We start from the raw sequence: 22,154 nt of genomic DNA, 5'->3' as shown, positions 1-22,154 counted from the left end.
AATTCAAGCCCCAGCCACGTTGGGAACGTTGGCGATCCGCAGCGGAAGCAGCGACGGCACGAGGCTCGCGAAGCGCGCAAGCGCATCCCCCTGCGGCGGTTCCTGCCCTTCGATCGTGAATCGGCCGGCGGCGAGCGCCGCAGCGACGCGGCCCAGTCGTTCGGTCGCGTCGGCGAGCAACGCCTCCGTTTCGGCGGGGGCGAGGCGGCGACTTGCCAGGGCGACCTCGGTTGCCGACCGCTCGCGCCGCATCGCCACCAAGGCGCCCTCGGCGGCCTTGAGCAATTCGCCCCCGACGAACGCTCGCCGCAAGCGACCGGCGGGATTGAAGTGATACGCGGGATCCTCGCCGAAGTAGACGCTAGCCGCATCGCCGCGGAACCCGCAGACGATCGGATCGGCCGCGGGTTCGTCGCTCAGGGTGATCTGAATTCGCGGCACGAGCGCCTTCGCGTCGCGCAACAAGTCCTCGCGCGTATGTTCTTGCCGAGCCATGGTCCTGAACCGCCGCCTTGCTTCGCGCCGCCTATGCCTGACGCAGCGCAGTTTGACGCTTGCGATTCTACTGGATCCAAGTCGTCGGATCGATGGTTCGCCCCCGCGGCTGGTCGGGGGCCCCGGCGGCAATCTTGCGAAAGTCGTCGCGCCGGGCGAAGTAGGCTCCCACCACCGCGGGGTCCCACTGGCTCCCCGCTTCGTCCCTGAAGATCTTCTCGACCCTTTCCACAGGCATCCCGTCGCGATACGGGCGACTGCTGGTCATCGCGTCGAACGAATCGGCGACTGCGACGATCCGGGCCAAGAGCGGAGTCTGTTCCCCGTTGAGCCCGTGAGGGTACCCGCGCCCGTTCCAGGCCTCGTGATGATGGAGCACGATCGGCAAGATCTTTTCCAGCGGACGAACCCCTTTGAGGATGTCGTAGCCCAGCGTCGGGTGCAGCTTGATATGCTGGAACTCCTCGTCGGTGAGATCGCCCGGCTTGTTGAGCACGAGATCGTCGATGCCGATCTTGCCGATGTCATGCAGCAACCCGCCGAGGTAGATCACGTCGAGCTCGGACTTGCCCAGGCCGAGTTGCTCGGCAAGACAGACGCTCAGGCGGGCGACCCGGTCGCTATGGCCCGAGGTGTAGCGGTCCTTGGCGTCGATCGCGGAGGCCAACGCCGAAACCGAACTGACGAACAAATCCCCCTGGCGCCGGAACAACCGCGAGTTGTTGCTGTGGATGGACAGGATCGCGGCGATGCTGTCGAGGAGGCGAATCTCTATCGCCCCGAACTCGTGCGAGTCGCTGCCGCCGCGGTGATTGATCGCGATCAGCCACGCGCGGACGTCGTCGCCGCTGACGACGGGGACGCAGGCCATTTCGCGAACCGCGGGATGGCGCCAGGTCGCGTGAGTCGTTTCAGCCCGATTGAGAGCAAAAGACAAGCGCCCGGTGCGCGGGCGAACGTCGCAGACGAGGGTCGACAGGGCGTAGTCGTCGAGCATCCGCTCGCCGTGGCAGATGACTCCCGGAGAGCCCTCGCCTGCGACGGGAACAAGCGCCAGCATGCGGGCCGGCACGGCGTCCGAAAGCCACTTCAGGGCGTGCCGCCACAGGTCCTCCTCGCTGTCGGCCACGTGGAGCCGGCGGCTGAGGCGGTGAAGCAGCCCGAGTTCGATGTAGGTGTCGCGGGCGTGAACAAGGGCCTCGTTCATGCCGTTGGAGAGCCGCAGGACTTGGCGCTTCAGGCGCAGGTTCTCGGCGGTCGTCTCCGCCAATTGGACGAGCGTGCGAACGTTCCACGGCTCCCGCGAACGAGCCCATCGAAACGCTCGCCCCCGCTTGACGCCCAGCACGCTGGCCGCCGATTCGATCTCGGACTCCCGGCGAACGACGCGGGTGAGAAAGGGGGCGACGGCGACCAGCCCCTTCTGGTCGATCATCCCCTCGAGCGGCACGGCAAGGACGCAAATCGGCGACTCGTCTTCGACGATCTCGACGCGACCTCGCGCCGCAATTTCCGCCAGAAGTTCCAGGCGGTCTCGGCAGTCGACCGTGAACCCCCCGGTCGGCGCACAAACGACGTCCCCGGCGATCGCGTCGACCGCCACGAACGGTTGCGCGAATTGCTTTTCCAGCGCTTGCAACAGCGGGCGCACGGGGCGCGCAGCGGGCGGCGTCGCCGGGTATGCCAACGGCGTCACCGGCAAGGCCGGATTCAAAGTCACAAGAACCGATTCTTCCATCACGTCGGTCAAGGCGCTCTGGCGAGCGCCGCTCGATACCCCAGCGGTCGACTGTTCGTGGTGCAATCAGCCGCAACGAGTCAAGCTCGGCAGCCACACAAACATACGTGGGCGCCTTGCCCAGGACCGCAATTCAAGCCGGACGGATTGCCGCAGGGCGACTCCCGGGGGGCCGGATCGGGGGATTGCAGCAACCTTGCCGAAGACGCTAATCCAAGCGGGGGGCAAGCTACTGCGACGCGGGAACATCCGGCGCGAGCCATGGCGCTGCGGCTTCGCAGGGGCACAGGGGGGACGCCGGGGATTGGCGGCGCACGCGATCGTAATCGAGATGCGAGGGATACGGCCGCTGGTACCAACTGCCGCCAAAGACCATCTGCGGACCGAAACCGAAGCCCCAGCCGACGCCCGGCCAGGGAACTTGTCCAGAATTGTCCCAGCCTCCCCCCGTCGGCATCGCGGCGTAGGCCGACACGACCCGTTGCCGCTGGTAGACGGGGGCGACGTAGTCTCCCTCGGCAGCCGCTGCGCGCGTCGACCCTGCCGTCGCGAGCGTGCAAACCGCTAAGAACGCAATCCGCCGATGCATTGCCTTTTCCCCCGATTCGGGCCGGGCGAACAAGAATTCGCCGCGGCAGGCCCGTCGCCCCCCTGGGGTCCCGACGGGCGCCTGCTAGGTCTATGCTAGGCAGGCCGCCGGGCGTTCGTCAAAAAAGCGGGGGATCGGGGGATCCGCCGCTGAGGGCCGGAGGAGTCGTCGCAATCCTGGCGGACCTGCGGTTGCTGACGCTTGGTCTTTGGCGCGCCGGACGAGTGCAAAGCAAGGCTTGAATCGCTCTACCGCGCCGCCGGACCGTCCATCGACTCGGCCATCTTTTCCAGGGCCTCGGTCTCGATTTGCCGGACTCGCTCGCGGGTGAGGCCGAGCTGCTCGCCGATCTCTTTGAGCGTCTTCGGCTCGTACCCTTCGAGCCCGAACCGCATCTTGAGCACCGTCGCCTCGCGGCCGTCCATGGTCTTGAGCATCTCAAGAACGTGCCGTAGGGCGTCGTTTTCCAAGAGCTGCTCGTCGGGACTTTGCTGCCGCTCGTCCATGACCATGTCCCCCAAGGTCCAGCCCGCCTCGGCCTGGTCGGTTTGGGGGGTGGCGTTGTAGATCTTGATCGCCTTCTTGATGATCGGCAGTTTCTTCTTGGGGAGGCCCAGCACCCGGGCGATTTCCTCGGGGGTCGGCGTGCGATCCAGTTCCTCGGTCAGCCGGGCGTTGGCGCGGCGCCACTTCGACAGCAACTCGACCATGTACGCCGGGATCCGAATCGTCTTGCCCGTGTTGATCAGGGCTCGCTTGATCGACTGCTTGATCCAGTAGCTGGCGTAGGTGCTGAAGCGAGTCCCCATGGCGGGGTCGAACCCTTCGACCGCCCGCAGCAGGCCCAGGTTCCCTTCCTCGATGAGATCCTGCAGCGCAAGCCCCTTGCCCGAGTACCCGCGGGCGATGTTGACGACCAACCGCAGGTTGGCCCGGACCATTCGGTCGCGGGCGGCCAAGTCCCCCTGACCGATACGCACGGCCAACTCGCGTTCGTCAGCCGCGGTCAACAGGGCCGTCTCGTTGATTTCGCGCAGATAGGTTTCCAGCGGCGTCTGGACCGCGGAGCTCGTGCGTCGACGTTTCGTAGAAGCGGCCATCGTCGCGGGTCCGTCGGGGGAGTACGGGAGGGGAGCGCGGTCGCCGCGGTCGATCGAGCGCCCGAGCGCGCCCTGACGGCGCACCTCAAGCGCAGTAGCTTCCCTGCCGTGCGATAGACGCTGGCTGCAAGTTTGGATTCATTCCTACGGACGACGACTGGCGCCATGGGGCAAGAACGCAAGCGCCCCGGCTGAACCGTCGTCCGTGATGGTGCTATCGTCGCCGGCGGCAAGGTCGCTGGAGAATCGCCCGGGGGCGCACCCATGGCGCGAATGCGCGCGACGTTCCGGCCGTAACAAAAAGAAAGGCCCCGCGGGTTGTGACCCGCGGGGCCTGGCGTTGCGTCGTTCCGTCGTCCCCGTCCCGGGGCGACTTTACTCTGAATCTTCGGACTCGTCCGCGGTCTCGGAGGCGACCTTGAACAGCGGGCCGGACCCGCCGCCAATGCCCCCCTTGAGCTCGGCCGGAGAGGTGCCGCCGGCCGAAGCGGCCGCCTCGGCCGCCGCTTCGTCCTCCGCAGCCCATTCGACCCGCTTGCGCGACAGGCCAATCTTCCGCTCGTCGGTGTCGACCCGCAGAATCTTCACTTCGAGCTCGTCGCCGACGTTGACCACGTCTTGCGGGTTTTCAACTTTGTGATCGGCCAACTCGCTGATGTGAAGCAGGCCTTCCAAGCCGTCTTCCAACCCGACGAAGACGCCGAAGTTGGTGATCTTGGTGACCTTCCCCTTGACCAACTGACCCTGCTGGTAGCGGTTGGGGATGTCGTTGTGCCAGGGGTCCTCTTCCATCTGCTTGAGGCCCAGGGCGATCCGCCGACGTTCCTGGTCGACCGACAGGACCTGGCACTCGATCTCTTGGCCCTTCTCGACCACTTCGCTGGGATGGCCGATTTTTCGGGTCCAGGAGACGTCGCTGACGTGCAGCAGGCCGTCGATCCCTTCTTCGATTTCGATAAAGGCGCCGTAATTGGTCAGGTTGCGAACTTTGCCCTTCACGAGGCTGCCGACCGGGTACCGCTCGGCGACCTTCTCCCAGGGGTTCGACTGCGTTTGCTTCATGCCGAGCGAGATTTCCTGCTTCTGCTCGTCGATCCGCAGGACGACGACCTCGATCTCGTCGTCGATGTTGACCAGTTCCGAGGGGTGGCTGATCCGCTTGGTCCAGGACATCTCGCTGATGTGCACGAGGCCCTCGATGCCGTCCTCGAGCTTGACGAAGGCGCCGTAGCTCATGACGTTGACCACGGTCCCCTTGATCTGCGAGTTGACGGGGTACTTCGTGGCGACGTTCTCCCACGGACTGGGCGACTTTTGCTTGAGGCCCAGGGCGATCTTTTCCTTCTCGTAGTCGATGTGAAGGATGACCACCTCGAGTTCGTCCTCGATCTTGACCATCTCCGAAGGATGGCTGATCCGGCCCCAGCTCATGTCGGTGATGTGGAGCAAACCGTCGATGCCGCCGAGGTCGACGAAGGCGCCGAAGTCGGCGAGGTTCTTCACGACGCCTTTGCGAAGCTGGCCGATTTCGAGCTCCTTGAGAAGCTTGGTCTTCTTCTCGGCCCGCTGGGCTTCGATGAGGCTGCGGCGGCTGACGACGATGTTCCGCCGGGCCTCGTCGATCTTGAGGACCATGCACTCGATCGTCTTGCCGATGTATTCGCCAATGTCGTGGGGCCGGCGGATGTCGACCTGGCTCGCCGGGAGGAAGACGTTGACCCCGATGTCGACCAACAGCCCGCCCTTGATCTTGCGCGTCACTTCGCCGGAGACGACGTCCCCTTCGTGGACGCTCTCCATGACCTTCATCCACTTTTCGATCTTCTCAGCCTTGCGCTTGCTGAGAACGATCATGCCGCGTTCGTCGACGCGCCCCAGGGCGTCCTCGACGTCTTCGACCAGCACCCGGATGACGTCGCCGACCTGCGGGGGAGGCGAGGCGGCGTCCTCGTCGGTCTCTTCCCATTCCGAGAGGGGAATCATCCCCTCGCTCTTGTAGCCGACGTCGATCAGGACGTACTCGTCGTCGATCCGGATGATCTTGCCTTCGACGATCTCGTTGACGTCGATGTCTTGGCTGCCGAGCCAACTGGCGTCGTCCGGAACTTCGCCGATGGCGGCGTTCCAATCATCCTCGGAGACGTCAAATTCGCGGATAAGGTTACGGTTGACCATGAATGGGGGGACCAGAAACGTGTCGACCGACGCACGAGCGGCGGCGTTCACGCGCCAGAGGAAGCATGCCGCTCGCGGCCGCCGAACATCGGCGGACTCTGCAGTCGCTCACGGGCACTAGGACCTCGTAGCGTACCAAACGCTGGCAGCGGTCACAATGCCCGCCTGGGCGAGGATTTACGGCAATTCGAGCCGCGAGGGCGAGCGATTTGTCAGCTCGCGGCTTTTCGACTGGGATCGACGCAACCTGCTGGTAAAGAGAGATGTTGCGCCGTCCCCAACCCAACAATCAGCCTGCGTCAACGCGCGAGTTCCCTTTGGCTAACCGTGCCTGCATATCGCGAACGATCGCCTCGAGTCCAGCGACGACCTCGTCCCGGGTGAGGCCGTCGGTGTTCAGCTCAATCGACTCGGGGGTCCGGGCCAGCCCGCCGTAGGGGCGGTCGAAGTCCTGCTGGTCGCGGGCTCGCTGTCGGGCGAGCACCTCGGCGAAGGTGACTGACTCGCCGTTCGCCAGCAGGTCGGCGTGCCGGCGACGAGCTCGTTCCTCTTCGCTGGCGGTGAGGAAGATCTTGCACTCGGCTTGGGGGAAGACGACGGTGGCCTGATCGCGCCCCTCGGTGACGACGTTTCCCGAGGCGGCCCAGGCCCGCTGCCGGTCGACGAGCAACCGGCGAACTTCCTGATTGTCGGCTGCGTGTCGGGTGAGGGTGGTCACCTCGAAGGTGCGGATCGCGCGACTGACGTCCTCCCCCGCGAGCCGGACGGCGTCCTCGGACACGTCGAGGTCCATAGCGGCCGCAATCTGGGCTAGGGCCGACTCATCGGCCAAGTCGATTCCGGCCCGGAGCCCGGCGAGGGTGACCGCCCGGTACATCGCCCCGGTGTCGAGAAACCGGAATCCCAGCCGCTGGGCCAGTTGGCGAGCGGCGCTGCTCTTGCCCGAACCGGCGGGGCCGTCGAGGGTGACAATCATGCTCGCCTCGGGGGGATTGAAGCCGGCTCAGGCGGAAAACGGACGGGAACGCCCCAGTTATTGTGCGGGGAGCGGCGATCTGCAACCCGGGCGGGACCTGGGCGGGCGGCTGGGGCCGGCGGCCGGGAGGGGCGACTGCAACGCGTCGTAAGTCCAAGCGTCTGCTATACAAGCGATTCGACCAGATTAGAATGGACCCTATGTCGTGGGGGGACGATGGGCCGACTCCCGCGGAGCCTGCTGCCGCATGCAACCGCCGCGGGGGCGCGCCGCTTTGTCGGCGACAAACCCGGGAAATGCGTGGGTTGTTTGACTTTGCGCACTTGCCGCGCATAGATTGCAATTGCAGAGAAGGCACTGCTGCGACTGCGACCGCCGGAACGGTCGCGGACGCTCGGCTTCGTCTCGTCTCGACGTGTCACTCCACACACGTCGCGCGGAGCGTACGCAGCAGCCACGGGCGCAGCGCCCGGCCGAGTTCGGCCGCGCCGCCGACGGAACAGAGGATTCTGGGATGGCCAAAGGCAACGCCGTTTGGGGAATCGACATCGGACAATGCGCGCTCAAGGCGCTGCAGTGCCGACCGCACGAGAAGGACCCGCGCCAAATGGTCGTGGAGTCCTTCGACTACATCGAGTACCCCCAGATCCTGTCGCAGCCCGAGGCCGACCCCGCGGAGCTCGTCCGCGACGCCCTCAAGGAGTTCCTCTCCCGCAATGATTTGACCGGCGACACGGTGGCCGTTTCCGTGGCCGGACAAAGCGGCTTGGCGCGGTTCATCAAATTGCCGCCGGTCGAGGCGAAGAAGATCCCCGATATCGTCAAGTACGAAGCTCGGCAGCAGATCCCCTTCTCGCTGGAAGACGTCGTCTGGGACTACCAACAACTGCGCGGCGGGAGCGAGGAAGACGGCTTCGCCTTGGAACCCGAGGTGGGTCTGTTCGCGATGAAGCGCGACCAGGTCGCGCGGGCCCTGGCGCCCCTGGAAGAATCGGGGATCGAGGTCGACGTCATCCAGCTCACGCCGCTGGCGGTCTACAACTACGTCTGTTTCGACCGGCTCGCCGAGTTGAACGAACAGCCGTACGACCCGCAAAATCCTCCGACCTCGACGGTCGTCATCTCGTTGGGAACCGACACGACGGATCTCGTGGTGACCAACGGATTCCGCGTCTGGCAGCGGAACATCCCCATCGGCGGGAACCACTTCACGCGGGCCCTTTCCAAGGAGCTCAAGCTCACCTTCGTCAAGGCCGAGCACCTGAAGCGCAACGCAATGCAGGCCGACGACCCCAAGGCCGTGTTCCAGGCGATGCGGCCGGTGTTCAGCGACCTGCTGGCCGAAATCCAGCGGTCGCTCGGGTACTTCATGAGCCTCGACAAGAAGGCGAAGATCGGCGAAGTGATCGCCCTGGGCAACGCGATGAAGCTCCCCGGGCTGCAGCGCTATCTCGCCCAGAACCTGGAGCAGGAGGTCAAACCGATCGACGACTTCCAGCGGCTCTCCGCGGGGAGCGCCGCCGGCGCGGCCCAGTTCAAGGAAAACATCCTCAGCTTTGCGGTTTCCTACGGCCTGTGCGCCCAGGGGATGGACAAGGCGGAGATCCACACCAACTTGCTCCCCGAGGAGATCGTTCGCCGCCGGCTCATTCGGGGCAAGAAGCCGTGGGCCGTCGCCGGGGCCGCGGCGATCCTCGCCGGGCTCGCCTTCAACTACTTCACGCACGTCTCGGCCTGGGCCGAGACCCAGACCCCCGCGATGTCGGCCGCCATTTCTCAAGCCGACAGCGTCAGCACCAAAGTCAGCAGCTGGGAGAGCGAACGGACTTCGCTCAAGGCCAAAGCCGACGAGGTCCTGACGATCAAGACGGGGCTCACCAGCAACGTCGAGGGACGAGTCCGCTGGCTGGAACTGATCAAAGCGATCTCCGCGGCCCTGCCGAAGGACGAGACGCCCCACAAGGAAGAGGGCACGATGGAGGAGATCGCCAAGGCGATCATGAGTCGCAACGAGCTCCACATCACCTCGATCGACGCGCGGCGATTCAACGACCTGCAAAGCGAATACCTGGGGTTGATCCAGAGCAAGTACAATGACGCCCGGGCGACCGCTGCGTCGGAGGAAACGACCGTCGAGACGACCGACGTCACAGAGGTCGACCCCTACGCGGCCGGGGCCGGAGGGACGGACGCGACCTTCGACACGGCCCCCGTGGTTGACTCCGGCGCCGGGGGCGCAGGGGCGCCCGGGGCGTGGGTCATCCAGCTCACCGGTTTCCACTACCACAACGACGACCGCACGAACCAGGCGACCCGGTTCGTCAACAACACGCTCATCAAGGCCCTCGAGGAAGGGACCGTCTTGCTCCCCGACGGCTACGACGAAGCGACCCAGAAATGGACCGGGAAGCTCGTTCGCGTGCCGATCGCGGACCTCAAGATCCATCATCCGTTCGTGCTCGTGAACAACGAGCTCGTCACGGTGATGAAGGACCTGGACGAGGAACTGAAGACGGCCGACGGGACGACCGGCGACATGGGAGGCCGACCGCCCGTGTTTGCGCCCCCGGTCGAAGGAGCGGGGCTCGACGGCGCAGCGACCGCCGATCCGGCGGCGCAGATGCGGATCGTCAAGCTGAAACGTTATGACTTCGTCGTGCAGTTTTGTTGGGAACCGACGACCCGCGCCCAGCGCCGCGAAATGCGAATCGCTCGCAAAGCCGCCGAAGACGCGGCGGCCGAAGCGGAAGCCGCGGCCGACGCCGCCGGAGTCGTCGAAGAAGACCTTGGACCTTGAGCAGCAGTAACGAACAGCAGAATCGCCCCTCCGCCCGACGCAGCGCGCGGCGTCGCCGACGCAGCGGCGGCGGGGACTAAGGATCATTCGCCATGGACCAACTTCGCCAAATCCTTCGCGTGATGTGGCAGCAGCGATTTTGGCTGCTGACCTCGATCGGCACGATCGTCGCTGCGATTTGCTGGATGCTGGCCTCGAAGGGGATCGACGCCGAGTTCGCGAAGAAGAAGAGCGAAATCGACGGCAAAGTCTCGGCTATGAACTCGCTGCAAAGCGCCCAAGTCCACGGCAACCCCGAGGTCAACGCGGCCGAACTCGCCCAGACCAAGATCATTCGCAACGACGTCCGCAAGGTCTGGGCGATGTTGTACGAACGGCAGCGGGAGGAAGTCCTCCAGTGGCCTGACGTGCTCGGCAAAGAATTCGTCAACTACATCGAGTCGAAGAAGTTCGGCGAGGCGCTCCGTCGCGAGCACCGTGAAACGTATCTCAACTACATCAAGGACCGCTTCGACGGGCTCCTGGAGATCGTCAAGGCAAAGAAACTGTTCGATCCCAACGCAATCCAACCAGGGATGCCGGGGGCCGAGTTCGCCCCCGGGGCGGCGGGGTATGCAGGCCGCGGGGCCGAGGGCGCCCTGCCGGGGATGTTCCCCGAGGACGAGGACGATTATCTCGTTCAATGGGCCGACCAGACGAAATTGCAGGCCAAGCTGACCTTTCCCGCGATTCCCAGCGCGATGGAGATCTGGGTGACGCAGGAGGACCTGTGGGTCTACCAAACCCTGCTGCGGGCCATCGCCGCGACCAACGACGCCAAAGGGTCGACGCGACCCGACAACACGGCGATCCGCGCCATCGTCACCTTGGACGTCGGTCGCGAAGCGGCCGAAGCGGGCCGGGCGACCGGCAACGTCTTGCTGCCGGCCGGCGCGGCCGACGGGAGTCTAGGCGGCGAATATCCCATGGGCGGGCCAGACGGCGGCATGTCGCGCGAATTTGACGGCTACGGAACAGAACGATCGCTCGACGGGGGCGAGGACCCCGCCGCCGCGGCGACCGCACTGCTCGCCAGCCGGTACGTCGACGCGGCGGGCCAACCGGTGACCGACCCGGCAGGCGCCGAGGGCCAACAGTTCCGCCGTCTGCCGGTTCACATGACGCTGCTCATGGACCAGCGCTGGCTGCCGACTTTGCTCATTGAGTTCGCCAACGCCCCGCTGCCGGTCGAGGTGTCCCAGGTGCGGATCAATCCCGAGCTCAGCGGCGTCGGCTTCGAGGCGGCGCTCAGCGCCGGCGCCGGAGCCGGTTCGGGGCGCGGCGGATTCGGCGGCGGCCGGATGGGCGGCGAGTTCGGCGGCGGCATGGGAGGTTACGGCGGCTCGCGCATGGGCGGCGAGTTCGGCGGCGGCGGATACGGCGCCGGGGCGACCGTCGACCTGACTTCGCTCAAAAGCCCCGGCATCGAAACGATCGTCATCCAGGGGGTCGTGTACATCTACAGCGAACCAAGCGACTCGATCCTGCTGCTCCCCGGCGAAGACGGCGCCGACGAAGCCGAAGCCGCCCCCAGCGACGTCGCAGTCAATCCGTAACGCCCCGACCGAACCGAGCGCTCGTCGCCGACGACGAATCCCCAGACATCTCCATCCTCCTCCGTCGCACTCACCGGAGACTCGGACATGAAGGCCAAACTCAAAAGCGCCAACGGACTGGTTCGATTCCTCCTCGCCCACGGCGAGAAGCTGGGAATCGTGCTGCTGTTGGGTCTTGCCGGCATGTTGTTCTACTCCTCCCTGGGACGCGACACGCTCAAGGACACGCAGCGGCCGACCGCGCTGGAACAGCTCGCACGGAGCGCCGACAACCACATCGCTCAGATGTCGTGGGAGCAATTTCCGCCGACCGAGAAGGTCGTCCCCCCTCCCGCGAGCGACAACGACGCCATCGGCAAGCCGATCGATCCGGAGCAGTTCCCGCAAATTGATCCGTTCAATCTCCCGATCACGCCGCCGGTGAGCCTGCGACAGGATCCGGTGCTCTTGGCGCTGAAGGATCTGGAAGCGTCAGGCGGATCGGGCCTGTGGGCCGAAGGGGACCCGGACGAACTGCGCAGGATGCGGCTCGAGGCCCTCGCCCAGGCGCGCCGCGACGCGGCGGAAGCCGAGGCGGAGCGCGAGCGGATGGATCGCGAAGCAGATCGCGGCGGTCGGCGTCGCGGTCCCGGCGAAGGAGAGCGATTCGGCCCGGGCGGCGGCTACGGCCAAAGCGAATTCACCAAGAGCGGCGCCGCGATCGTCCGCCCCAACACGGGCGCCATGACGCAAGGCGGAGGAATCGAGATCATCAAGAGCCGATCCTGGGTCGTCGTCAACGGGGTCGTGCCGCTGAAGGCTCAGTTCGAGGCGTACAAGTCGGTCTTGGAAAACGCCCGCGGATACAGTCAATCGGATTTCCCCGAGTATTACGGATATCAGGTCGAGCGCGCCGAGGCGACCCCCGACGGGCTAGGCCCGTGGAAACTGCTGGGGAGTTATCGCGACAAGTCCCTCATCGATCAGATCAGCGCATGGCCGGTGCAGACCCCCGAGGTCGTCAATCAGAAATACGTTCACCCGCTGCTGACGTTTCCGCTGCCGCCGATGATGCTGCGTCAATGGGGCGATGAGGTCACGCATTCCAGCATGCCGATCCCGACGCCCGAGGAGCTCATGGCCGAGCAAGGCTTCATGGGAGAAGGACTTCCTGGCGAAACTCCCCCGAGCGGGGAAGAATCGGCCGAGCCAGACGATCCCGCGGATCCGTTCTCGCGGCCTGATCCCCGTGAGATGATGCGTCGCCAAATGGAAGGCCCGATGGGCGGACGAACCGGGTCGCCCTACGGTGGCGAGTTCGGCCGCGGCGGCGGACGGATGGAAGGGCCGATGGGCATGGGACGCGGCAGTCGCTTCGGCGACTACGGGGGAGGAGAGTTCGGCGGCCGTGGCGGCGGTCGCGGCGAATTCGGTTCCATGATGGGCATGGGGGGCGGCTACGGCATGAGCGACACCGGGCTCATCCAGCTTCCGCCCTACGTCTGGGACTACAAGACGAAGAACCTGCTGTTCCGCTTCTTCGACACGACCGTCGTCCCGGGCGGGCGGTACAAGTATCGCATTCGACTGGTCCTGACCGATCCCAATGCGTACATGCCGCCAAAGTACCTGGCCAAGGAGGTCTCGGCCCGGCTCAAGAGCGAGGGGCCGAAACCGCGCGGCATTCGGTACACCGAATGGAGCGAGCCGAGCGCAACCGCGGTCGTCCCGCCGCCGGGGCTGATTTTCATCGCCGGCGGCAGTCCGGCCAATCCCAACAACATCGCCTCCGAGCCCGAAGCGACGCTGATCGTCAAGACGCTCGACGCGATTCACGCGGCCGAGGCGGCAATCAAAGTCGACTTCACCCGGGGCAGCGTGATCAATCTGTACGACTTCGCCAAGGTGATCTGGTCGAACACCTTCAGCACCGAGACCACGCCCGATGAACCCAAGTTCGATTTCCGCACCGGGGTGACGCTGCTCGACGTCCGCGGGGGGGGGCGGCTCGCGGGGAGCCGCGATCTGAACGGCCCGGTCCGCACGCTGCTGATGGACTCGGGAGGGCGGCTGACAGTGAAGGACGAGCTGGACGACTTCGAGGTCGTTCGCGAGTACAACTACATCTCCGAAGCCGCCGAGCAAGCGCGCCGTGCAGCGCGCGACGGGGGGGGCGGCGGAGGCGGCGGACGCGGAGGTCCCGAGGGAGGGGGCCGCGGCGGCCGCGGGTTCTAGTGCGAGGCGAAGGCTGGGGCGATCCTGCCTTGCGTCATAGCCCCCCGCATTGCGTCGGAGCTCGGAGCCATGACGACGGTCCGCGCGCTCACGACGCCTCGCGCTGCGGCGCGTCGGCCGGGGGCTGCTCTGTCGCGGCCAGCGGCTCGGCCTCCGAATCCATGAGCCGTTCGACCAACCGCCGCCGTTGCCGCCGCAGGAAGTAAAGCGCCGCGGCGAGACCTCCCAACAGCACGGCCAGCGTGATCGTTTTCTCGGCGTCGCGGAGGATGGCCGCGATCTCCTCGCCGTAGAAGTACGCCAAGCCGAAGAACACGGCAACGACCAAGGTTGCGCAGATCGCGTCGAGCACCAGGAAGCGGCGAAACGGCATCCGGATCATCCCGGCGGCCAGATAAACCGGCCCGCGGACCCCGACCATGAACCGCGCCAACAGCAGCACTTTGAACCCGTGGCGCTCGACCGCTTGCTCGAAGTACTGCTCGCGATCGGCGCCGACCAGCTTGGCGAACTTGGGATGCCGCATAGCGAGCCCGTGACCGAACCGGGCGCCAATCTGGTACATGATCGCGTCCCCCACCAGCGCCCCGGCCAGACACGCCCCGAAGGCGTACCAAGGGTCGAGCTTCTCCTGGCTGCTCAGCACGCCGGCGAGGATCAAGAACGCTTCCTCGGGGATCGGCAGACAGCACCCGGTGGCGACCAGCCCCAGGAACAGGCCGAAGTAGCTGCTGGGGTTGAGCAGGGACCCGAACACCGATTCGCTCTCGGAAGTCGCGGCAAGGAGGGACGTGCCTAGCGCTTTGACAAAGCCCAGGTCGGCGGAACCAGTCTGCTGGGCCCGCTATTGTACTATCGGACCAAGCGCCGACGACACCCGCATTTTGCCGGCGTCTGGCATTCAACCGTCAGTTCTCGTCCAGTCCGTCGGACTGAGATTGAATGCATGCACGTCGTACTCGTCCTCCCCAGCGCCGGGGCAAACGAGCACCGCGGCGACGTCGTCGTGCGCTGCACAGTACTCCGCGGCGCCCCCGGGCCCCAGCACGTAGAACGCGGTGGCGAGCGCGTCGGCCTCGGCGCCGGTGGGCGCGACGACCGTCGCCGTGTGAACCCCCTCGGCCGGCCAGCCGGTGCGGGGATCGAGCACGTGACCGTAGCGGCGTCCCTCGTACTCGAAGTGCTGCGTCGCCGAACCCGCGGTCCCCAGCCCCCGACCGACGACCCGCAGTTGGCCGACGTTTTCGCCGGGGCGAAGCGGGTGCGGGACGCCGATCGCCCACCCCGCGGCCGCGTCCCCCTCAGGCGACCCGCACGCCACGACGCTGCTGCGCCCGCCGTGAATCAGGAAATCGTCGACGCCCCGTTCGAGCAAAATGGCCGCCGCGAGATCGAGCGCGTATCCCTTGCCGATCGAGTTGAAGTTGAGTTCGACCCCCGGCTCGGCGAACTGAACAGTCTCGGCGGCCTCGTCGAGCAGCACGCGGCCAAATCCGACCCGATCCAGGGCGGCGATCCGCTCGGCTTCGTTGGGAAAACGTCCGTCGCGGGCAAAAAAACCCCACGTACGGGACAGCGGACCGCTGGTCGGGTCGAACGCCCCCCCGGTCGCGTGGTGGAGCCACTGACAAAGACGCAGCAGGCGAAACAGTCGCGACTCGACCGGGACCGGCCGGAGGGCCGCGTTCTGGTTGACGTCGATCGTTTCGCTCCACTCGCGGTAGACGGTCAGTTGGTCCTCGACGCGAGCGACGGTATCGAGCGCAGCGAGCGCAGCTTCGGTCGCGGCGCCGCCGGCCGCCGCGCGGACCTCGACGACGAACTCGGTCGCCATCGCCCGGCGCGAGACCGACGTCAGCGGCCCGGACTCCGCCGCAGCACCGCGGGCGGAGCGGATCGCGTCGAGCGACTTGGCGGCATCGTCGGCGATCTGATGCGTGCGCTGCCAGAGGGCGCGCAGTGCGAACCGCCCGCGGAGGAATTCACGACGCGATGCCTGTTGGTCGTCGGCCATGGGTCGATTATAACCGGTCACCCGGGCCGTCGTGCGGCGCATCGGCTCGTATCGCAACTTGGCCTGATCCCAGAACGCGTCCCAAGCACCAGCACTCCATGACGGCGCCGCTCATCATCAGCGTCTCGGGACTGCGCGGCATCGTGGGCGAGTCGCTCACGGTCGACGTGGCGCTCCGGTACGTCGACGCCCTGGTCGACGAACTGCAAAGCGCCGGCGCCGACGGGCCGATCGTGTTGACCCGCGACGGTCGGGCGAACGGGCCCCCCTTGGCCGAGGCGATCTTCGCGCACCTCGACCGCCGGGGGACGACTTGCCTCGACGGCGGCGTCGCCGCGACTCCCACCACCGGCGTGCTCGTGCGGCAAACCGGCGCCGCCGGCGGCGTTCAGGTCTCCGCCAGTCACAACCCGGCCGAGTACAACGGGCTGAAGCTGTTCGCTCGCACGGGCCGCGTCGTCCCCGCGGAGTTCGGAATGCGGGTCTTGCGGCGTTACGAGCAAGACGCCGCTCAGTCGACGGGACGGTCGATTCCGGGACCGCCAGCTTCGAAATCCGAGCGCGTCGACGGATACGCCGTGATCGCGCAGCATTTGGAACTGATCGCCGCCGCTTGCGACGTCGCGCGGATTCGCTCGCGACGGTTTCGGGTCGTGCTCGACGCCAATCACGGCTCGGGGAGCTTGCTCGGCCGGGCCCTGCTGAGCCATCTCGGCTGCAATACGATCGTGCTGGGAGACTCGCCCGACGGGCTGTTCGCGCACCCCCCCGAGCCGACCGAGGCGAACCTGCAAGCAGTGCTGCAGAGGATCGTCGAGGCGGGCGCCGACGCGGGGTTTTGCCAGGATCCCGACGCCGATCGGTTGGCGATCATCGACGAGCGCGGCCGGTACTTGGGAGAGGAGTGCACGCTCGCCCTGGTCGCCGATCACGTCCTGCGCTCGGGCCGCCGCGGACCCGTCGTGACGAACTGTTCGACCAGCCGCATGACCGAGGACTTGGCCCGGCGATACGGCGTGCCGTTCTTCCGGTCGAAGGTGGGCGAGGCGAACGTCGTCGATGCAATGCTCGCCGAGGGGGCCGTCCTGGGAGGCGAGGGGAACGGCGGGGTCATCGATCCGCGGGTCGGGTTGGTTCGCGACAGCTTCGTCGGGATGGCCCTGGCGCTCGACGCGATGGCGGCCCGCGGGGCCCCGCTCTCCGCACTGGCCGCGGAATTGCCGCAGTACGCGATCCACAAATCCGCGATCGCCGTGCCGCAGGGTGCGGTCGAGGGGGCGCTCGACAAGCTGGCCGCTCGGTTCAGCGACGCGATCCCCAGTCGGCTCGACGGACTGCGGCTCGATTGGCCCGACGGGGCGTGGCTGCTGGTGCGCGCAAGCAACACCGAACCGATCGTCCGCGCCGTCGCCGAAGCGCCGACGCTCGAGCGGGCTCGCGAGTTGTGCGAATCCGCGGCAGGCGTGATCTCCGGTTAGCAGGCGAGCGCTTCGTCAGTCGCTTCTTGAGCCTCGATGACGCCCTCCGACGCCTCGCCGGCGACGACGTCGACGAACTCGCCGACTTGAGACAGATCGCCCGGGAGGTTCACGGTGGCGTAGCGGCAACTGGTTCCGGCGAGGCGGGGGGACGACAGGCCTGCCGGGGGCGGGGACGCCCCGGCTCGCTGGGCGGAGCCAGGCTCGGCTTCGCCTTCGACGAGGACCCGAAGAGGCATCCCGCGGAGCGAGGCGTAGTACTCGTCGCGGAGTTGCGACTCCACCGCGGCCAACTCGCGACCGCGCTCTTGCTTGACTCCTTTGGGGAGTTGCCCCGGCATGTCCGCAGCAGGGGCGCCGCGACGCGCGCTGAACGGAAAGACGTGAATCTTCGAGAACCCGACCTGGCGGCAGACGTCGACCGTCTCGGCGAACTCGGCGTCGGTCTCGCCGGGAAAACCGACGATCACGTCGGTCGTGATCGCGGGGCGATCAAGCTGTTCGCGGACGTAATGGCAGCGATCGACGAATCGCTGCGCCCCCCACCGACGTCGCATGCGGCGTAGCACGCCGTCGCTCCCCGACTGCATCGAGATATGCAGATGCGGGCAGACCTTGTCGGGGCTCTCGGCCATCGCCTCCACGAGTTCGCGCGTCACCTCGGTCGCCTCGATGCTCGAGAGCCGCACGCGAAAGTCGCCGGGGATCGCGGCGATCGCCCGGACAAGGTGCGAGAGCCGGGTCCACTGCTCTTTCGGGGCGTCGCGGTTCCGCTCGACGCCGTAGTGGCCCAAGTGGATGCCGGTGAGGACGACCTCGCGATAGCCCCCGTCGACGAGCCGGCGAATCTCGTCCAGCACGTGCGGCAACGGCCGACTGGCCAGATGAGGCCGCACGCTGGGGATGATGCAAAAACTGCAGCGCAGCATGCAGCCGTCCTGGACCTTCACATACGCCCGATGCCGGCGGCCGAACCCGCTGATCCCGGTCGGCACGTCGGTCACCCCGAACCGGCCCAACAAGTCGGGCAGTTCTCGCTTGTCGGTGAGGACCTCGGTCACGTTCGGCAGCGCGGCGACCTCCTCGGGGGCCCGGGTGGCATAGCAACCCATGACCACAATCTTCGCCGCGGGGTTTTCCCGCGCGAGTCGCCGGACGACTTGGCGACTCTTCGAGTCCCCTTCTGCCGTCACGGTGCAAGTATTCACGACGCACAAATCGGCCGCCTCGGCCTCCTGCGCATCGCGATAGCCGATCCCCAGCAGCCCCTCGCGAAGGTACTCGGTTTCATATTGGTTGACTTTGCAGCCAAGCGTGACGGTCTTGAGCTTCATACTGAGAGCGGACTTGGTTGCGAAGGGGCAGTGACGTCGCTGCTGAACTCGCCGGATTTACTCCGGCTCGATCGTGCTGTGCATCGAGCCCTTGCAGGCCGTGATGGCATCGTCTTTGCCGTAGGCATGGATCTGGTCGCGTTTCAGTTCGGCGTGTTCCATGGTGGTGGTGAGGACAATCGCCCGGCCTTGTTTGTCGACCTCGACGGCCAGTTCATGGCATTTCATCTCCTCGTGGCCGAAGAGATCGCACAGCATCTTCTCAACGTACTGGTACGTGTGGTCGTCGCTGTCCCATAAAATCACGTGGTAGCGCGGCTGGCGTTTGCGTTTTTTCTTGGTCTCGGTGCGAGTTTCCGGGACGGCGACCATGACGCCGAGGCCGTCGTCGGGGGTCGGAGAGTCGCTGGACATGGAACGGGTTCTCACAGTTCGTGCCGGCCAAGGAGCGAGTTCGAGCGGCTGTAGCTTAACTCCTTGAGTGGCATTATATTGGGCCGATTCCCGGGGGCTAGCGGCAGGACCGCAAGCCGCGAGGGGACGCCGCCGGAGGCAACCGGGCGGTTGTCGCCGACGGATGGGCGAGATTCCTCAGGCAACATGCGAGTCGCTGGCGGTGAACGACGTCCTGGCATACATCGAGAAGCATCGCGAGCGTTTCGAGCAGGATCTGTTCGAGTTGCTCCGCATCCCCAGCGTCAGCGCCGACCCGGCGTTCGCCGGCGACGTGCGCCGCGCCGCCGAATGGGTCGCCGGACACCTGCGCGGTTTTGGATTGGCGGCCGAGGTGATCTCGACCCCCGGGCATCCGGTCGTCTACGCCGAGACGCCTCCCGTACCTGGAGCGCCGGTGGCCTTGGTCTATGGCCATTACGACGTGCAGCCCCCCGACCCGCTCGACGAGTGGATCACCCCAGCTTTCGAGCCGACGGTCCGCGCCGGCAAGGTCTTCGCCCGCGGGGCCACCGACGACAAAGGGCAGATGCTGACCCATGTGAAAAGCGTCGAAGCGTGGCTGGCCGTCGCCGGCAAGCTGCCGCTGCAGGTCAAGCTGCTCATCGAGGGCGAGGAAGAGGTCGGGAGCGAACACCTGGAGCAGTTCCTGCACGCGAATGCCGAGCGACTCGCGTGCGACTGCGTGGTCGTGAGCGACACAAGTCAGTTCGCCCCCGACGTGCCGGCGATCACCTACGGGCTGCGGGGGATCGCGTACTTCGAACTGCGGTTGTTCGGCCCGCAGCAAGATTTGCACTCGGGGGTATTCGGCGGCGCTGTGGCCAACCCGGCGATCGCCCTGTCGCAATTGCTGGCCGGGCTCATCGACGCGGAGGGACGGATCCAAGTGCCGGGGTTCTACGACGACGTGGTCGAGCTGACTCCGGCGGAGCGGGCGGAGTTTGCCGCGCTCCCCTTCGACGAGACGGGGTTCGCCGCCCAATTGGGAGTCGATGCGCTCGCCGGCGAGGCGGGGTACACGACGCTTGAGCGCCGCTGGTCCCGGCCGACGTTCGACGTCAACGGACTCACGAGCGGCTACCAGGGGGAAGGCGCCAAGACGGTCCTCCCCGCGCGGGCGAGTGCGAAGCTGAGCTTCCGGCTGGTCCCCGCCCAGGACCCGCACAAGATCGCCGCCGGCTTGCGGGCGCGGCTGGCCGAGTCGCTCCCCGCGGGGATTCGCATGGAACTGGTCGAACACCACGGCGCCCCGGGGATCGTCATGCCGCTGGACAGTCCCTACCTGCAGGCGGCGGCGCGGGCGATTGAAACGGGCTTTGGCCGCCGGCCCGTGTTGATCCGCGAAGGGGGCTCGATCCCGATCGTAGGGACGTTCGCCCAGGCGCTCGACGCCGACGTGCTGCTGCTGGGCTGGGGGCAGAACGACGACAACCCGCACAGCCCCAACGAAAAGTTTTCGCTCGCCGATTATCATCGCGGCATCGCCTCGAGCGCCGCCCTATGGCGGGAGCTGGCGGCAATTTGCCGGTAATCAAACAAGGATTTCCTAATTCACCGCAGAGGACGCGGAGCTTTACGGCGATCGCGTCCGGATTGCAATCATGTTTGTAGGGACGACTGACGTATGGGAATAATCTGCAGCCACGGCTACAGCTCTCGAGCGTGCTGTCGACCGCAAGGCGGCTTCCGCCCGCGTCGACGTGTGCTGCGGCAAGTTTCCGTCGTCTCCGATCGTCGCTAATCACCTCGCCCTAGTCCCTAGTTCGGACACTATGCTCGACAAACGCTACATCCTCGACCATGCCGACGCCGTCCAGATCAACTGCGATCGCCGCGGCGTAAAGGCGGACCTTGCGCGATACGTAAGGCTGGAAACCCAGTGCCGGGAACTGCAGCAGGAGATTGAAGAGATCGCCCGGCAGGCGAACGTCGTCAGCAAGTCGATCGGCCAAGCCAAGGACGACGCCGAGCGCGAGTCGCGCAAAGAGGAAGGCCGTCGGCTGCGCGAGGAAAAGGAGGCCAAGCAGGCCGAGCACGACCGCATCGCGGCCGAAGCGGGAGCGATCTACCGCAGCCTGCCGAACCTGACGCATCCCGACTCGCCGGTGGGGGGCGAGGACGCCAGTCGCGAAGTGCGCCGCGGCCCGCACGCCCCGAAGCGATTCGCGTTCCCGGTGCTCGACCATGTCGAGTTGTGCGAGCAGCACGACCTGTGCGACTTCGAGGGGGGCGCCCGCGTGGCCGGGCACGGATTCTACTTCCTGCGGAACGAAGGGGCCCTGTTGGAGCTGGCCCTGCAGCAATACGCCATGGAACTGCTGGTCAAGGAGGGCTTCACCCCGGTGATCACCCCCGATCTGGCTCGCGGCGAGGTCGTCTCGGGGGTCGGCTTCATCCCGCGCGGTCCCGAGACGCAAATCTACAGCATCGAGAACTTCGACCTGAACCTCGTCGCGACCGCCGAGATCACGCTCGGCGGACTCTATGCGGGGGAGGTGATCGAAGCCGAGAAGCTTCCGATTCTGCTTTGCGGCATCAGCCACTGCTTTCGGACCGAGGCGGGGGCCGCCGGCCGAGCGTCGCGCGGGCTGTACCGGGTCCATCAGTTCACCAAGGTCGAGATGTTCGCGTTCACGCTCCCCGAGCAAAGCGACGAGATCCACCAGCGACTCTGCGACCTGGAGTGCCGGATCTTCGACGGCCTGGGGCTTGCTTATCGGGTCATCGACATCGCGACTGGCGATCTCGGCGGTCCGGCGTACCGCAAGTTCGACCTCGAGGCCTGGATGCCCGGCCGCGGCGAGGGAGGCGAGTTCGGCGAAGTCACTAGCACCAGCAACTGCACCGACTACCAAGCTCGACGGCTCAACATCCGCTATAAGACCAAGGGGGAGAAGGGGACCAACTTCGTCCACACCCTCAACGGCACGGCGATCGCGGTGAGCCGAGCGCTGATCGCAATTCTGGAGAACTGCCAACAGGCCGACGGTTCGATCCTCGTGCCCGAGGCGCTCCGCAAGTGGGTCGGCAAGGAGCGCATCGGCGCTGCGGGGGACGACGAGGCTTAAGCTTCCGTAAGCTTGGTCCCCCGGCTGACGGGGGGGCGGCTCCGCTCGTTCGGCGGCAGAGTGTGCGGCGCGTGCCACGCGCCGCACGGCTGTGCGGGGCTTTTTCACGCCATGGTCGGTGTCGC

General features: G+C 66.4%; 16 protein-coding genes. 6 read left to right on the top strand and 10 right to left on the bottom strand.

Annotation, left to right across the window (positions count from 1 at the left end; translation table 11 throughout):
- Positions 1-3: 3 nt before the first annotated feature.
- From KF688_04755 to cmk, 6 genes are all read right to left on the bottom strand, one after another.
- Complete coding sequence (locus KF688_04755; GenBank protein ID MBX3424970.1) at positions 4-495, bottom strand: hypothetical protein; 492 nt, start codon at positions 493-495, stop codon at positions 4-6.
- Between the two features lie 67 nt (positions 496-562).
- The gene (locus KF688_04750; protein ID MBX3424969.1) at positions 563-2,215 is read right to left on the bottom strand and encodes an HD-GYP domain-containing protein; all 1,653 of its coding nucleotides are present in this window, start codon (positions 2,213-2,215) and stop codon (positions 563-565) included.
- A gap of 247 nt (positions 2,216-2,462) precedes the next feature.
- Entirely contained in the window at positions 2,463-2,822 is a 360-nt protein-coding gene (locus KF688_04745) for a hypothetical protein (protein ID MBX3424968.1), read from the bottom strand.
- Positions 2,823-3,070: 248 nt separating this feature from the next.
- The gene (locus KF688_04740) at positions 3,071-3,922 is read right to left on the bottom strand and encodes a sigma-70 family RNA polymerase sigma factor (protein ID MBX3424967.1); all 852 of its coding nucleotides are present in this window, start codon (positions 3,920-3,922) and stop codon (positions 3,071-3,073) included.
- Between the two features lie 375 nt (positions 3,923-4,297).
- Complete coding sequence (locus KF688_04735; GenBank protein MBX3424966.1) at positions 4,298-6,097, bottom strand: 30S ribosomal protein S1; 1,800 nt, start codon at positions 6,095-6,097, stop codon at positions 4,298-4,300.
- 289 nt (positions 6,098-6,386) lie between these two features.
- Positions 6,387-7,073 carry a (d)CMP kinase gene (cmk, locus tag KF688_04730; protein MBX3424965.1) on the bottom strand — a complete coding sequence of 229 codons (687 nt, stop codon included), beginning with the start codon at positions 7,071-7,073 and terminating at the stop codon, positions 6,387-6,389.
- Positions 7,074-7,587: 514 nt separating this feature from the next.
- On the opposite strand from cmk, the gene pilM reads away from it, so the two are divergent.
- From pilM to KF688_04715, 3 genes are all read left to right on the top strand, one after another.
- Complete coding sequence (gene pilM / locus KF688_04725; protein MBX3424964.1) at positions 7,588-9,870, top strand: type IV pilus assembly protein PilM; 2,283 nt, start codon at positions 7,588-7,590, stop codon at positions 9,868-9,870.
- A 92-nt stretch (positions 9,871-9,962) separates the two neighbouring features.
- Complete coding sequence (locus tag KF688_04720) at positions 9,963-11,465, top strand: hypothetical protein (GenBank protein ID MBX3424963.1); 1,503 nt, start codon at positions 9,963-9,965, stop codon at positions 11,463-11,465.
- A gap of 87 nt (positions 11,466-11,552) precedes the next feature.
- Positions 11,553-13,679: a hypothetical protein gene (locus tag KF688_04715; GenBank protein ID MBX3424962.1), complete on the top strand. Its 2,127-nt coding sequence runs from the start codon at positions 11,553-11,555 to the stop codon at positions 13,677-13,679.
- Positions 13,680-13,767: 88 nt separating this feature from the next.
- Here KF688_04715 and KF688_04710 read toward each other — a convergent pair whose 3' ends face one another.
- Both KF688_04710 and KF688_04705 read right to left on the bottom strand, forming a co-directional pair.
- Entirely contained in the window at positions 13,768-14,436 is a 669-nt protein-coding gene (locus KF688_04710; GenBank protein ID MBX3424961.1) for a DedA family protein, read from the bottom strand.
- Positions 14,437-14,580: 144 nt separating this feature from the next.
- The gene (locus tag KF688_04705; GenBank protein MBX3424960.1) at positions 14,581-15,693 is read right to left on the bottom strand and encodes an FAD:protein FMN transferase; all 1,113 of its coding nucleotides are present in this window, start codon (positions 15,691-15,693) and stop codon (positions 14,581-14,583) included.
- A 98-nt stretch (positions 15,694-15,791) separates the two neighbouring features.
- On the opposite strand from KF688_04705, the gene KF688_04700 reads away from it, so the two are divergent.
- Positions 15,792-17,171, top strand: a complete 1,380-nt coding sequence (locus KF688_04700) for a phosphoglucosamine mutase (protein MBX3424959.1) — start codon at positions 15,792-15,794, stop codon at positions 17,169-17,171.
- On the opposite strand, the gene mtaB is transcribed toward KF688_04700, so the two are convergent.
- Positions 17,168-18,505 (bottom strand): tRNA (N(6)-L-threonylcarbamoyladenosine(37)-C(2))-methylthiotransferase MtaB, encoded by a 1,338-nt coding sequence (mtaB, locus tag KF688_04695; GenBank protein MBX3424958.1) that lies wholly within the window; start codon positions 18,503-18,505, stop codon positions 17,168-17,170. The genes KF688_04700 and mtaB overlap by 4 nt on opposite strands.
- 57 nt (positions 18,506-18,562) lie before the next feature.
- Positions 18,563-18,877: an ATP-dependent Clp protease adaptor ClpS gene (locus KF688_04690; GenBank protein MBX3424957.1), complete on the bottom strand. Its 315-nt coding sequence runs from the start codon at positions 18,875-18,877 to the stop codon at positions 18,563-18,565.
- A 205-nt stretch (positions 18,878-19,082) separates the two neighbouring features.
- On the opposite strand from KF688_04690, the gene KF688_04685 reads away from it, so the two are divergent.
- Together KF688_04685 and serS are read left to right on the top strand one after the other, a co-directional pair.
- The gene (locus KF688_04685) at positions 19,083-20,492 is read left to right on the top strand and encodes a dipeptidase (GenBank protein ID MBX3424956.1); all 1,410 of its coding nucleotides are present in this window, start codon (positions 19,083-19,085) and stop codon (positions 20,490-20,492) included.
- Positions 20,493-20,733: 241 nt separating this feature from the next.
- Positions 20,734-22,029: a serine--tRNA ligase gene (serS, locus tag KF688_04680; GenBank protein ID MBX3424955.1), complete on the top strand. Its 1,296-nt coding sequence runs from the start codon at positions 20,734-20,736 to the stop codon at positions 22,027-22,029.
- The last annotated feature ends 125 nt before the right edge of the window (positions 22,030-22,154 follow it).

It is taken from the genome of Pirellulales bacterium, assembly GCA_019636345.1.
GTDB lineage: Bacteria > Planctomycetota > Planctomycetia > Pirellulales > Lacipirellulaceae.
Note: the sequence above shows the minus strand (reverse complement) of the source record. Positions and strands in the feature narration are given on the sequence as shown.

Coding starts and splice junctions, on each gene's coding strand:
- KF688_04755 (MBX3424970.1), bottom strand. CDS start 495: ATGGCTCGGCAAGAACATACGCGCGAGGACTTGTTGCGCGACGCGAAG.
- KF688_04745 (MBX3424968.1), bottom strand. CDS start 2,822: ATGCATCGGCGGATTGCGTTCTTAGCGGTTTGCACGCTCGCGACGGCA.
- KF688_04740 (MBX3424967.1), bottom strand. CDS start 3,922: ATGGCCGCTTCTACGAAACGTCGACGCACGAGCTCCGCGGTCCAGACG.
- KF688_04735 (MBX3424966.1), bottom strand. CDS start 6,097: ATGGTCAACCGTAACCTTATCCGCGAATTTGACGTCTCCGAGGATGAT.
- cmk (MBX3424965.1), bottom strand. CDS start 7,073: ATGATTGTCACCCTCGACGGCCCCGCCGGTTCGGGCAAGAGCAGCGCC.
- pilM (MBX3424964.1), top strand. CDS start 7,588: ATGGCCAAAGGCAACGCCGTTTGGGGAATCGACATCGGACAATGCGCG.
- KF688_04720 (MBX3424963.1), top strand. CDS start 9,963: ATGGACCAACTTCGCCAAATCCTTCGCGTGATGTGGCAGCAGCGATTT.
- KF688_04715 (MBX3424962.1), top strand. CDS start 11,553: ATGAAGGCCAAACTCAAAAGCGCCAACGGACTGGTTCGATTCCTCCTC.
- KF688_04705 (MBX3424960.1), bottom strand. CDS start 15,693: ATGGCCGACGACCAACAGGCATCGCGTCGTGAATTCCTCCGCGGGCGG.
- KF688_04700 (MBX3424959.1), top strand. CDS start 15,792: ATGACGGCGCCGCTCATCATCAGCGTCTCGGGACTGCGCGGCATCGTG.
- mtaB (MBX3424958.1), bottom strand. CDS start 18,505: ATGAAGCTCAAGACCGTCACGCTTGGCTGCAAAGTCAACCAATATGAA.
- KF688_04690 (MBX3424957.1), bottom strand. CDS start 18,877: ATGGTCGCCGTCCCGGAAACTCGCACCGAGACCAAGAAAAAACGCAAA.
- KF688_04685 (MBX3424956.1), top strand. CDS start 19,083: ATGGGCGAGATTCCTCAGGCAACATGCGAGTCGCTGGCGGTGAACGAC.
- serS (MBX3424955.1), top strand. CDS start 20,734: ATGCTCGACAAACGCTACATCCTCGACCATGCCGACGCCGTCCAGATC.